Source organism: Terriglobia bacterium (assembly GCA_035712365.1).
Taxonomy (GTDB): domain Bacteria; phylum Acidobacteriota; class Terriglobia; order UBA7540; family UBA7540; genus SCRD01.
In genome coordinates this window covers 35635-49060 of the sequence record DASTAW010000059.1, presented here as the reverse complement: position 1 = coordinate 49060, position 13426 = coordinate 35635, and the positions used below count along the sequence as shown (strand labels likewise).

The 13426-nt window shown below is 58.9% G+C and carries 9 protein-coding genes and 1 tRNA gene; 3 read left to right on the top strand and 7 right to left on the bottom strand.

The window, feature by feature from the left end; genetic code table 11:
* Positions 1 to 57 precede the first annotated feature (57 nt).
* Positions 58 to 151 (top strand) — tRNA-Ser (locus VFQ24_18025).
* Between the two features lie 301 nt (positions 152 to 452).
* Complete coding sequence (locus VFQ24_18020) at positions 453 to 1715, top strand: amidohydrolase family protein (GenBank protein ID HET9180257.1); 1263 nt, start codon at positions 453 to 455, stop codon at positions 1713 to 1715.
* Between the two features lie 50 nt (positions 1716 to 1765).
* Here VFQ24_18020 and VFQ24_18015 read toward each other — a convergent pair whose 3' ends face one another.
* From VFQ24_18015 to VFQ24_18005, 3 genes are all read right to left on the bottom strand, one after another.
* Entirely contained in the window at positions 1766 to 2680 is a 915-nt protein-coding gene (locus VFQ24_18015) for an MBL fold metallo-hydrolase (GenBank protein ID HET9180256.1), read from the bottom strand.
* 56 nt (positions 2681 to 2736) lie between these two features.
* The gene (locus VFQ24_18010) at positions 2737 to 4407 is read right to left on the bottom strand and encodes a hypothetical protein (GenBank protein HET9180255.1); all 1671 of its coding nucleotides are present in this window, start codon (positions 4405 to 4407) and stop codon (positions 2737 to 2739) included.
* A gap of 135 nt (positions 4408 to 4542) precedes the next feature.
* Positions 4543 to 7887, bottom strand: coding sequence for a carboxypeptidase regulatory-like domain-containing protein (locus tag VFQ24_18005; protein HET9180254.1), 3345 nt, complete (start codon positions 7885 to 7887; stop codon positions 4543 to 4545).
* 431 nt (positions 7888 to 8318) lie between these two features.
* Between VFQ24_18005 and VFQ24_18000 the strand changes: the two genes are divergently transcribed.
* A complete protein-coding gene (locus tag VFQ24_18000) occupies positions 8319 to 9326 on the top strand; it encodes a ferrochelatase (protein HET9180253.1) in 1008 nt (335 codons plus the stop codon).
* A 162-nt stretch (positions 9327 to 9488) separates the two neighbouring features.
* Here VFQ24_18000 and msrA read toward each other — a convergent pair whose 3' ends face one another.
* The 4 genes from msrA to VFQ24_17980 form a co-directional block, all read right to left on the bottom strand.
* The gene (gene msrA, locus VFQ24_17995) at positions 9489 to 10169 is read right to left on the bottom strand and encodes a peptide-methionine (S)-S-oxide reductase MsrA (GenBank protein ID HET9180252.1); all 681 of its coding nucleotides are present in this window, start codon (positions 10167 to 10169) and stop codon (positions 9489 to 9491) included.
* A 121-nt stretch (positions 10170 to 10290) separates the two neighbouring features.
* A complete protein-coding gene (gene msrB / locus VFQ24_17990) occupies positions 10291 to 10896 on the bottom strand; it encodes a peptide-methionine (R)-S-oxide reductase MsrB (protein HET9180251.1) in 606 nt (201 codons plus the stop codon).
* 213 nt (positions 10897 to 11109) lie between these two features.
* Positions 11110 to 12270 (bottom strand): MFS transporter, encoded by a 1161-nt coding sequence (locus VFQ24_17985; GenBank protein ID HET9180250.1) that lies wholly within the window; start codon positions 12268 to 12270, stop codon positions 11110 to 11112.
* A gap of 125 nt (positions 12271 to 12395) precedes the next feature.
* On the bottom strand, positions 12396 to 13316 hold the full coding sequence (locus VFQ24_17980; protein HET9180249.1) for an ROK family protein: 921 nt from the start codon (positions 13314 to 13316) through the stop codon (positions 12396 to 12398).
* Positions 13317 to 13426: the final 110 nt, after the last annotated feature.

The following is a 13426-nucleotide window of genomic DNA, read 5'->3' as shown; positions in this document are numbered from 1 at the left end:
GTGGTTTTAGACTAGCCATGGGCGGGCGCCGCGGGTTAGAATTAACGCTCAATCGCCGGAGAGGTGGCCGAGTGGCTTAAGGCGGCGGTTTGCTAAACCGTTGTACGGGCGAAAACCTGTACCCAGGGTTCAAATCCCTGCCTCTCCGCCAGTGCTTCAGCCGGATCAGTTCCCTACACTGAATCGTCCCAGGTCTCATGAATGGCTGGTCGTTTGCTGTCCCCTCTGAGTAGCGCTGCCCTGGTGACATTGCATCCCGGGTGAAACTGTTATATTGTCTCGCTCCGGCGGCGGTGCGGCATTGAGAACTTGACTGGGCGCGAAGGGCCTAACACCAGCCGAGAAAAAGCATGCCCGCGCGAGCGGCGCGCTGCTCAAAAATCCTGTGCCACTCATGGCAAGGTGGATCTCAAAACCGTCCGCCTGACACACCTGATAAGGGGGATCATCGTATGAATCGCAGAGAACTGATGCTGGCCGGCATGGCGCTTGGCATCACGCCCGCCGTCACCGCAGCGCAGGAGCACGCCACGGCGCGTCCTGAGCCGTCGTCGCAGGAAGCGCCTTCGGGTTCACCGCCTACCATCCTTTTAAATGACTATATCCCGCATTCCATCTACAAAATCCCTGTAACGACCATTAACAAATCAAAATTCCCCATCTATGACGCCCACTGCCATGGGCGCGGAGACATCAGTGTCCGCCGGATGGTGAGCATCATGGACGAGGTCGGAGTGGAAAAAGGGGTCGTTTTCACCGGCGCCTGGGATGCCCACCACTTCACCGAGATCAGCCGCCAGTATTCCGCCTACCCCGGCCGATTCGACATGTGGTGCATGTTCGACCTGGACGATTTCGGGAAGCCCGATTTTGAAAAATCGGCGCTGAAGTCTTTGGAGGAGTGCCGTCGCGCCGGCGCGCACGGCGTCGGAGAAATCCACGACAAGGGCCGGGGATTCACCTGGCAATATTCCGGCAGGCGTCCCCGGAGCTCCCAATTTTCCCGTCTCGCCCGTATGCCTCTGAATGGAGGGCCCACGTACACGCGTCCTCCCATGCCGCCCAGTCCCAACGGTCCCAGCGGGCCTCACGCGGACGATCCGCGCCTCGATGCCTTGTGGGACCGTGCCGGCCAGCTCGGCATGCCGATCAGCATTCATGTTTCAGACCCTATCTGGTCCTACCAGAAGATGGACCATACCAACGATGGGCTCATGAACGGATGGAGCTGGCGCATCGTTGTCGAACCTGGGATGTACGATCACAATCAGCTTGTTGACAGCCTGGACAAAACGGCGGGGCGTCATCCCAAAACTACTTTCATCGCCTGCCATCTATCCAACCTCGATTACGATCTTGCGCGGCTCGGCCAGATGTTCGACCGACATCCCAATCTCTACGCCGATATCGCGGCGCGCTTTGCGGAAACGGCCACCATTCCTCGGTTCACCCGCCAGTTCCTGATGAAGTATCCCGACCGCGTCGTTTATGGAACCGACGTGACCTACAGCAAGCCGTTTTTCAGCACCACATTTCGCATCCTGGAAACCGAGGATGAACACTTCTACGAGCGCGGGCTGGTTGATACCGCCAATTTCAACTTCAATTATCACTGGACGCTGAACGCCTTCGGGCTGCCGGACAACGTGCTCAAAAATATCTATCACGACAACGCCATCAACATTCTCAAGAAGGCGCAAGACAACGCGGCGTGACGACCAACCTCGCAGTACGACCTTGCAGGCGCCAGGCAGGCACACTCGAGCTAACGCTTTGAAGTGTAGTAGCGATAGGCGTCCCGTATGGCGTCGGCATTCTCTCTCGCATCTCCGCCAAAGGGTTTGTAGCGGGCCAGATCGTTTTCCCGGACAAGCTGATCGACCGGTTTTCCCTGCTGAATCCCGGCCCTCACCTGGCGCAGGACGGCGTTGAAGTAAACGCGCTGCGCTCGAAGCGTTTCCGCCGTTCCAAGATCACCGTGAGCAGGAACGACGACCTTCAATTTCCATCCAGCCATTTCATCCAGCGCGCGGAGCCATCCTTCATAATTCGCTTCAGGATCAGAAAAGTTGTTTCCGAGCGTCCAGTTGACCGCCAGGTCGCCGACGAAGAGTATTCCCTGCTTGGGGAAATAAGCCACAGCGTCACCTGAGGTGTGGGCCGGCCCTTTGCGGATCAGTTCCACGCGCTGCTCGCCATCATCAAAAATCAGCGAATCACGGAACCGCACGCTGGCGTTGGCAAGCGGCCACTGGAACGGGTACGGAGCGGGCGGAGCTTCCACCTGGTCACGCGCATCCTTCAGAGCATAACGGTCAAACTCCTGGGCGAATGCCTGCGTGGCCACCACGGCTGCTCCAGCCCGCACGAACACGATGTTGCCGTAACTGTGGTCGGCATGGTAGTGAGTGTTGAAGACAAACCGGATCGGCTTATCGGCGGTCTTCCTGATCTCAGCGATGATCTTCGGCGCCGCCCAGGGAAAGTTTGCATCGATCACCAGGACGTAATCGCGGAACACCACCCATCCCACGTTGGTTTGCTGGTGTGTCGCCCGGTCTCCCATCCAGCAGTAAACCGAGGGCGCCAGCTTCCGGACGCGCTGCGAAGGAATCGCTTGAGCATAAGCCGCTGCGGAAACAATGGGGATGGAAGCGATAAATTCCCGGCGTCGCATCATCTGGCACTCCCTGATTAGTGACTGAAGTTTCTGCTCAAACAGGCGAAGCGGACAACTCACACGCCCTTTCGCCAGTTCGTGTCGCTGCCTTTCTTAAGCCGGATGGTCAGTGAACCATCGGGATTTGTGGGTTCGTAACAGGCCCACCGGACCGGGCGGGTTGTCCCTTTGGTCTCCAATTCAGCCCGCAGAACCACCTGCTGTCCATCCATACCTTTTGGCAGGATGAATGAAGCCTCGCGAATCTGTCCGCCGTAAGGGTGCCCCGCATCAAGGTTACCGCCCACCTTGACGCGTCCGTCGAGGGTTTCGGCATAGATCCCCAGCACTCCGGGCACGCCCGCCACGCCGTCATTGGCAATGCAGAGAATCAGTTCCATCGTATCGTAGCGCTTCCTCTGCCAGACGAGCGAGGGCCGAACGCGGTAGCCAAGCCGCTGCTCGAGTGCGCGCAACGAATCCGGATATTTCTCGTAGTACCGCCGTATGTTGTCCGCCTCCGTCCATAGACCGAAATAGTTTGTGTCGATATCCAGAGCGTGAAAGCCCGCGACCTCGCGATAAGGCCGGTCCATGGGGCCGCCCGAACCGCGCGGATAATCATCCGTAGAAGGCGTCTCCCGATCGCCACCCATGAACATGCGCGCGGAACCGCCCAGCTTTTCGATGCAGGCCCTTTCTTCAGCTTCCCATTCAGGAAGAACGTAGTGACGATTTCCGCCGTCCTCGAGCACTGTGGCCACCCACGGGGGACGATGCGCGAGCGCCTCGATCTGGATCGGCTCATCCATGATCAGGCTGTCGGAGCGCAGCCAGCATCCGGCCCGGACCGCCATATCCTGCACCTGGCGGTTGCCAACCGAAGAAATGTCGGGTTCCATGTTGACAGCCAGAGGCGTGCGTTTCCAGGCGTCAAGCTGCAACTGCGTTAGATGGACAAAAGTTTTCTCGGCCGTCAGATAGTCGGGAAACGGATTCGGCAAGTCGTTGGTGTGGGCCTCGCCCCAGAAGCCGTACATCATCAGGTCCATGTACTCGATCATGGGGTTTCCGTCAAACCGCGCGGCGAGAAGCTCATTGAGCTCCGTAAAGGCTTTCAGAAACTCCGGGGAATCGTATCGCGGCTCATAGAAGTCGAAGCTTACACGGTGTTCCCTTGATTTGTGGCCGATGTTGAAGATGGGAACCTTCCCCTTCAGAAAATCCGGCATCGAGAGCTTTGCAGGCTGAATGTTTGGGCTGGAGAGCTGGATTCGGAAGCCCACGCCCAGGTTATGGCGTTTGGCGGCGTCCAGGGTGGCTTCCCAAACCGGATTGAGGTCCAGTTTGCCTGGCTGGTCCTGCACATCGCGCCAGTCACAACGTATGTAGAGAACATCGACGAACGGCAGCGCCGCCATCTTTTCCACGGCCGCTTCCAGCTTTTCTCTGCCACACTTCACACCCAACGCCGGCCCGTTTTCCTCCCAGGAATAGCCCACCAGGCCCGTCCCGAAATTTCGAATGTGCTTTGTCGAGGGTTCGGTGACGTGGATGGTAAACCAGCCCTGGTCCTGCCCTACGCCGAAGGGCCCCTGATTAAGGCGATTGGGAACGCGCGGACCGGGACCGAAGTTGTATCCCTGCCACAAGTGGTCAGGCACATCCGCCAGGATGCGTCCAGGTGCGACGCTGCCAGCCCCCGCCAGAAGTGCGCCCATCTTCACAAAGTCGCGTCGCCGCATCATCCTCCCAAATCTCAGATAAAGATTGGCTAGCCTCGCCTGCCGCAGCGCCTTAGACACACGATCCCCGCAGCGGCCTAGATAGCACCGCAATTCGTCTGGCTGCTTGCAGCTCTTCCCGCTCCGGGGCAGGAAGACTCAGAAATGGAACTTCAAAGCCAACTGGATCTGACGCTGCGGTATCACAGTGCCGGTAATAACGCCCGCCGACCCGGGGCCATCTGTGATGAATGGATCGGGCTGCGAGAACACCGGGGTGTTGAACGCGTTGTAGAACTCAGCGCGAAACTCCAGGCGGTATCGCTCAGTGAAGCTGAAGTATTTCCGCAGCGAAATGTCTGCGCTCTTTTCGCCCGGACCTTCCAGTATATTCTTGCCGGCATTGCCGAAGGAACAACAGATCGGCACGGGAAAGTCATCGATGTTGAACCACAGATCGGGAGTGGGATTCGAGAGCGTACCGTTGCCGATGCGATTAGTCCGCAACAGACCCTGGCTGCTTGTGTTAGTTGGATCGGTGTCGGTCTGAGGCGAAAAGGGGAAACCTGAGCGGAAAGTGACGATTCCGCCCACGTGCCAGCCGCCCAAAACATAGTCAAGGCCCCTATTTTGGCTTAGAAACTTCTGACCCTGGCCAACGGGCAGAGCATAGTCAAAGCTCGTCACCCAGCGCGCGCGGTTGTCAAAATCCGAAAGGCCCTTCTCAGCTTTAAGGTTATAGCTGTTCTGAGGCCAGGGCGAGTTGCAGCATATCTCCGGCTGGTCGTTGATGCCTTTTCCGTACGTGAAGGCGCTGAGAAGATAGAGGCCATGGCTGGTTCGCTTCTCCACTGTGAGCTGGAAGGCATCATAGGTTGAATTTCCGTGGTTCTCGATGGAAGTGAACGGCCCATACTGTGGATAAGGCCTGAGCGACTGGTCGAACGTAGGCCCGGGAGTGGGAACCTGGTTCCGATCAACAAGGACTTGGAGGTGAGTGGCTTTATTGCCAACGTAGGCCCCTGTCACCAGGACCTGACCGGGAAGCTCATACTGCACATTCAGGTTCCATTCGTCTACTACGGGATTGTGAGGGTACCAGTCCTGGCTGGTGACACTCGGCAGCACGGCATTCGCCGGATTGAGGGAAGGCCATCCGGAAGCCAACGTGATCGACGGCGTCAGCCCGTCGCTTGTGAATATGGGCTCATAGAAGAACGGCAGGTTGTAGCCGACCTGGAGGGGATCGCCCGTCCGGATTTCCTGAGGCGAGAAGAAGCGCCCATATCCGGCACGCAAAACCAACTTTTGGGAACTGAGCGGGCTGTAGGCGATGCCGACGCGCGGCGCGAAATCGGCCTTGTCAGTCACCTCCAGGTTCGAGGGATAGCCTTTAGTCCCGGCTGTAATGATCTGCCCCGTCGGGTACCAGAAATTGGCTATTCGGTTATGTGCTTCTCCGAGGGGAGTTATGTAATCATACCGCAAACCGAGGTCGAGCGTCAGGGACTGGCTGAATTTGTAAGTGTCCTGCACAAATCCACCGAAGACTTTCTGGCGGTTGCCAAAGTAAGTGACAGTGGAAATCCTGGCGGAATTCGGAAGGCCGACGAGCATATCGGCAACCGAGTTACCCGTGCCCTGCTTGTTGCCCGGATCAATGGCCGTGAATTGGCCATTGAACCCGATATTGCCGCGGGGCTGGCCAATCTGAAGCAGGTTAAACTGGTCAGCGACGATCTGCGGACCCGTCTTGATGGTATGTTTTCCGTGGATCCAGCTAAAGGTGTCATTCAGTACGAACTGCTGGCTCACGCTCGTGGTAGGTGTGAACGTCGGCTCGCCGACGCGGCGGTACGATGAAGGCGAAAACACAGCCAGGCCGTTAATCGCGGGATCATCGGGCTGGCCCGGAACAACCAACCCTGCCGGCGGATATACCTGGCCATAAGCAGGCTGGTTGGCAATATAATGCGCCCGGTTGAAACCCAGCCGAAGCGAGTTCACCATTGTGGGGCTTAAAGTCTGAGTCCAGCCAAACACGGCCCCCTGTGCCTTTAAAGGCCGCGTGCCCGTGTTGTAGCTTCCGCCATCGGCAATTCCGGGAAATGGCGGCTGCACAACGCGTAGTTCTTTGTCGAACGAATACCTTCCGAAAATCTGCGTCTGTGTCGAGACGTTCTGGTCGATCCGCACATCGAACTGGTCCGCCTGGTTCGTGGCAGGTTTATTGACCACGTAGTTGTTACCCTCCACACCGCTTTGGGTGGGACTTGGGTATAAACTGAGGACGTTCAGGGCCAATGGGCTCATGCTCGCCTGGGGGATCATGTTTGCCGTTGCCGTAGGCAGGCCGGTCGTCGGATCAAACCCAAAACCGTCTCGGACCACGCTTCCATTCACGGTGCGGGTGGTCGATGGGTCATAGATTTCGCCCTGGTATATCGGGCGCCCTAGCGCATCCGTGCCGTTTGTGGAACTCACGTCGAGGATTTCGGAGAAATCGCCGAGGCGCTCGGATGGGGTTGGGATCTTATAATGGTACGTATTCGCCTGGTGGATCCGATTGCCCTGGTAATCCGCAAAGAAGAAGGTCTTGTCCTTTACAATAGGGCCGCCCAGAGTTCCACCGAACATGTTCTGTTTGTACGGGGCCTTGGGCTGGTCTGCGGGTTCAAAGAATCCGCGCGCATCGAGAGCTTCATTTCTCAGGAATTCGAACACGTCTCCGTGGAACTGGTTCGTGCCGGACTTCGTTGTGGCGTTGACCACGCCTCCGGCGCTGCGGCCGAATTCCGGCGAGTAGTTTGTGGTTTGAATTTTGAATTCCGCGATGGCGTCAGGACTGCTCAGGAACGAAATGTCACCGTTATCGTTGGAATTGTTCTGGATGCCATCGAGGACGAAATTGTTCTGGTCGCCGCGCGTCCCGTTCACGGCAAAACTGCCGCCTGTGTTCCCGTTTGTCGGCGAGCTGCCGCCGTTGACGGGTCCCTCGATGACCTTGGCCACGCCTGAAGTCAGGGCCGCAAGATCAGTGTACCGGCGTCCATTCAGGGGCAACTGTTCCACCTGCTGGCTGGCGACAATGCTGCCCAGTGAAGCGTCCGTCGTCTGCACCAACGGCGGCGCGCCGCTGACTTCCACCGTCTGCGTCACCGAGCCGACCTGCAGGCTGAAATCCACGCGCACCCCTGCCTGGACGTTGAGCACAACGTTCTGCCGCACCACTTTTTGAAAACCCTGGGCGTCAACCGTCACCGAATACGTCCCGATCTTGAGCGGTGTGATCACGTAATTGCCGTCAGGGCCGCTCTTCACTGCTGTGGTGATCCCGGTATTAACTTCCGTCGCCGTTATCGCAGCGCCGGGAACTACCCCTCCGCTTGTGTCCGTGACGGTTCCGACGATGGTCGCGGTGTCAACTTGGGGAAATCCTCTCACAGCCGAACCGATAACCAGAAATATCCCAATGGCAACCACTTTTAACAGACGGTTACGCATGGTCGTCCTCCTTACGGGTAACCTTCTCTAGCGGTTCGTGACCACCCGGGACTAGCTAAACCCCGGCCCTCCGAGTACTTACAAACGACGTTTCGTTTGCTACCCTACATCTTCAAGTTCTTTCGGAAAAGGACCTAAGCCGTATTTATCACCTATTGTTGAGAAGTGTCAATGAGGAAATCGCAAGCTAACCGTGAAAATGGTTCCAACTTGTTACAGGTCTTGCAGGAAGAGGGATGATGCTGCGCAAGTCACCTGCGACAACAAGGGAGCTTTGCGCCTTCGCGCCTTTGCGTGAGACTGCTCTTTCAGATTTTTTCCTCCGCTCCGCCAGCCGGTCGAAGCATCGGATGCCACGCTGGCTTTGCCCCGCGGCGGCACGCACCCACGCGCATCTAGTGGAACGAGCGGCGGTCGGCTAAGATAAATCCATGCAGTACAATGCAATCCTCTGGGTCTCATTTGGCGGGCCTGAAAAGGAAGAGGATGTTATTCCCTTCCTTGAGAACGTGCTGCGCGGCAAAAACGTTCCTCGCGAACGCATGCTGGCCGTCGCAGAGCATTACTACCATTTCGGCGGGCGGAGCCCCATCAACCAGCAGAACCGGCAACTGATCAGTGCGCTTGAAGCCGAACTGGCTGCCCACGGGCCGCATCTTCCCGTCTACTGGGGCAATCGCAACTGGCATCCATTGCTCACAGATACGGTGGCCAAAATGAAGGCCGAGGGAGTGAGGCGTGCGCTCGCCTTTGCCACGGCGGCCTACAGTTCATATTCGAGCTGCCGTCAGTACCTCGAGAATATTGAAAATGCCCGTGCCGCCGCGGGCGAGGGCGCTCCGGTGATTGACAAAATTCGGCCCTTCTACAATCATCCCGACTACATTGCCGCCATGGCGGAGCAGGTGCTGGATGCTCTTGAGCAAGTCCCGGCGGGAAAAAGGAGCGCCGCCCACATCGTTTACACGGCGCACAGCATTCCGCTCGGAATGGCGGAGAATTGCCGGTATGAGCAGCAACTGCATGAAGCCTCGCGACTGGTATCCGTCGCATTGGGCAGATCGGGCGACCCACTGGTTTACCAGAGCCGCAGCGGCCCGCCCACGCAGCCCTGGCTTGGTCCCGACATCCTGGAGTACCTGCGAGCAATCGGGGATAAAGGGCAAGTGAAAGACGTGGTCATCGTCCCCGTCGGTTTTGTCTCAGATCATATTGAAGTGCTTTATGATCTCGATACGGAAGCAGGCCAGCTTTGCGAGGAACTCGGTCTGAATATGGTCCGCGCCGCGGCCGTGGGCGCCAATTCTGGATTTGCGCGAGTGGTGCGTGAACTGATTGTAGAAAGAATCGAAGAAAAGTCAGACCGCCCGAGCCTGGGAACTTTGGGCCCGTGGCCCGACTTCTGCCCCGCCGGCTGCTGCTTGCCTCGACCGCAGTGAGGATTGCCAAATATAGTGACAACGCTTTTTCGTAGCGCCGCCGTCCCGGCGGCACTTTTCAGGGCCGTAAGCTGCCGGCGCTACAGAAACTCATCAGTCCATTATGCAATCCTCAGTAAGCGGCTTTCAGGAAAGATTGATCCACACGCTGCCGCCGCGCGGTTATTTCTTGTAGAAGTCGGGAAACTCCTTCTTCAGCGATCGCAGCTTGGGCAGATCGTTGAAGACGATGTACGGATAGTTGGGATGGCGCTCAAGAAAGTTCTGGTGATAGGCCTCCGCAGGATAGAAAGCCCTGAAAGCAACCACCTGAGTCACGATGGGCCGTGAGAACACGCGGGCCTTGTCAAGCTGCTGGATGTAAGCCTGCGCGACTTGCTTCTGCTGGTCATTGGTATAGAAAATCACCGAGCGGTATTGCGAGCCCACGTCCGGCCCCTGGCGATTGAGTTGTGTGGGATCGGTAGCCACTGAAAAGAAGACTCGGAGCAGTTCGCTGAACCGAACCTGTGACGGATCATAGGTGATCTTTACGGACTCGGCGTGGCCGGTCGATCCTGTGCTGACCGTCTCATATTCTGCCGTGCCGGCGGCTCCTCCCGAATAGCCGGAAACGACACTCTCAACGCCCTTCACGTGTTTGAAGACGGCATCGACGCCCCAGAAGCAGCCTCCCGCCAGAACGGCCGTCTCCTTGCCCTGCACTGCGGAGACATTGGCCGGTCCTGCATAGGCCGGAACCTGACCGTTGGCGCTGGTCGAGCAGCCCGCCCCTGCCAGCACAGCCAAAGGCAACAGTATTAGAACCGCTTTCTGGAACGGATTGGCACATGAGTTCTTCATTTCAATCATCTCCGTGTTGCAACTGATTAGGATGTCAAAAATTCCAGTACCTTGTCATTCCGATCCCGCAGAGCGGGAGAGGAATCCGCTTTCGTGCCCGCTCCCCCGCAAAAAGGGCGGACTACGCCAGCTTTACAAAGCGCAGTGACGCTGAATTCATGCAGTAGCGCAGTCCGGTGGGTTTTGGACCGTCGTCAAACACGTGGCCCAGGTGCGCGTCGCACCGCCGGCAGGAAACCGCCGTCCGGCTCATGCCAATGCTGTAGTCCGCAATTTCCCGAACGTTTTCTTTGGCGATCGGCTCCCAGAAGCTGGGCCAGCCGGTGCCGGACTCAAACTTGGTGCTGGAACTGAAAAGCGCCGTGTCACAGCAGATGCACCGATATAAACCCTTCTGGTGGAGGTTCCAGTAAGCGCCCGAAAATGCCCTCTCGGTCCCCGCCTTGCGCGCGACCTCGAATTCAGTGGGCGTAAGCTGTTCACGCCAATCGGCGTCGCTTTTTACTACCGTCGGAACCTCCACCACGCCCCGACGCAAACCGTTGCTGTCAAACTCTACGATTCGAACCATCTTCGTTTTCCCGGTCTTTGTGGGCTTCCCGGACGCCGCGCTCGGTTCCAACCTTCGCGCCACGGCAAAGCCTGCCAGGGCAGTTGCGGACCATCCAAGAAAGGCCCTGCGGCCGGCTCGCATGCCAGGTTCATTCTTAACAGGACCAGATTTCACGATTTCCTCCCTAAACCTGAGATGCGTCCGCCGCTATTTTCGCAGCCACTCATTTGTAAAATACCAGTGGCGGCGAGATTTATTCCCGGGTCTTTCCGCCTGTCATCCTGAGCGCAGCGAAGGATCTCTGCATTTATCTCCAGCCAAATACGGGGATGCTTCGCTTCTCTCAGCATGACGCGACGATATCTTTCAGCAGCTTGCCAGGGGCGATCAACCTTTGGAAACCATCTCCCGCGACTCGCGCGTGGCCAGAATGGTGAATGTTGCCACGGCCACGGCTGCAATCATGGGGACCCACAGAATGTTCCGCAACCCGGTTGACGCCAGGCTTCCGCAGATGCTTGGCCCGGCCGTTCCGCCCACCAGCGAAACCGCCATGATGGCGCCAAACACGGTGCCCGTCTGGCGCGGGAAGCGGTCACCCGCAACGCCCAGCGCCGTGGGATAAATGGGTGCGAGGCCAAGTCCGATAACGGCCATGCCCAGCACCGCGACCGTGAACGCTCGGCTGTTATAGACCACCATCGCGCCGGTCACGGCGATAGCGGTGGAGAGCAGTATGGTCCGCCGGTTGCCCAGCACCCGCAGCAGGAACGCCGCGCCCAGCCGCCCGGCTCCGATCGCTGCGCTCAATCCCACCAGCGCCCAGTTGGCGCGTTCGGGCCCCGCGTGGAACGTGCCTGCCACAAGCTTCCCCGCCCAGACGAACATGCTGTTCTCACTGCCTGACTCAAAAAACAGCAGCGCGCCAAAAAGCCACACCATGGGATGATTCAACACGCGCAGCAGTTCCGCCAGGCGCGTTCCGGCAAAGCTGGGCTTGGGGAAGCGAAACGCCAGCACCGGGACCAGGATGAGCCCGGTGACGATGGCCAGGATGTACAGCACCGAAGCCGCTCCAGACCTTCCGCCCACGGTGGACATCAGCAGCGGGGCCGCCAGCGCGCCCAGGCTGAATGAGAATCCCAGCAGGTTCAACGCCGCTCCCCGCCCCGACGCGCTGAGGTCCGCCACCAGGGCATTGGTGGCCGTATTCAGCACGCCTCCGCCGAACCCGTAGACCAGCGCCGCGACTGCCAGCGCCGCGTAGGTGTGGAGCGACGGCATCAGCGCCACGGCCCCCGCCACCATCGCCAGTGCCGCGGCCAGCACGGGCTTGGCTCCCACGGTGTCGAGCACCGGCCCTACCAGAATGGTGGCGGCCAGAATACCCGCCAGGGGAAACGACCCCAGGCTGCCCGCCTGAACGTAATTGACTTCCAGCGACGGCAGCAGCGAGCCCATCAGCAGCAGCACCACGCCAAACACGAACATGCACGCATTGGCGGTCAGCACCAGGGCAAAGCGGCGAATCTCGATGTCATTGGCCATTGTGTTATGGGGCTTTGCGTCTTAGCGCCTTTGCGTGAGATTAGCCTTTCAGGATTTTGTCGTACGCTCCGCCAGCCGGCCGCAATCAACAATGTAGCGCCGGGCTTCAGCCCGGCACGGCGCGATCAGCGATCACAAAAATCAAACGCCAGCCTGGCCGCACCCAGCAGGCTCGCACGCGCACCCAGGCGGCTGCGCACCACGCGAACTTGCCTTACGGCGAGCGGCTGTCCCCACTGTTTCATTGTTTTCCGCGCCACATCGAGAATCAGGTTTCCTGCCGCAGCCACCCCGCCGCCGATTACGATGACTTCCGGATTGAGCACATCGACGAGGTTCGCGAGGCCAAGTCCCAGGTCGTGTCCGGCGCGTTCCAGCACTCGCTTTGCCTTCCGGTTGCCACGCCGCGCCATCAGCGTGAGTTCACGGGCTGAGAGTTTGCGGCCGAGTTCTTTGCTCGCTGCGAGGCCGATCCCCGTGCCGCTGGCATGGGCTTCAAAGCAGCCGATTGATTCATAGATGGGCTGGTACTGGTTGCGCAGCGCCATCCAGCCCACCGACCCGGCCAGTTCTCCATGCCCGCGCAGCAGCCGCCCGCCGGTAAGGATGCCGGCGCCGATGCCGGTGCCTACGGCCAGGAAAACCACGTCACGGCAGTTGCGCGCCGCGCCATGCCAGGCTTCACCCATCACAAAAGCGTTGCGGTCGCTTTCCACCAGCGTGGGCAGCCCGAAGCGCTTTTTGAGGATCGGACCCAGCGGCATGCGCTTCCAGCCGGGAATGTTCGGGGCCCACACGCGGCCGTCCGGCCATGCCAGGCCAGGAACATCAACTCCAATGGCTCCGATGCCTTTGGCCGGCATGTGCTCCAGCAATTCCACTACAGCTTCCACTACTTTGCGCCCGCCGGCTGGAGGCGTCGGGATTTCGGCATAGTCCGACAGTTCGCCTTTTCGGCTGACGCGCGCAGCGGCGATCTTTGTTCCGCCAATATCCACTGCCCAAACAGCGTTGGGCTGCCGCAGTTTCCTTTTATACGCTGTCATATCGACAACTGCCGGGGAGAGCCTTTCGCGCCCAGGCGCAGCGGCGCAAAGCGGGGCTTCATTTTGTCGCAGCGCGCTTTTGCAATCTTTGCGTCTTGGCACCTTTGCGC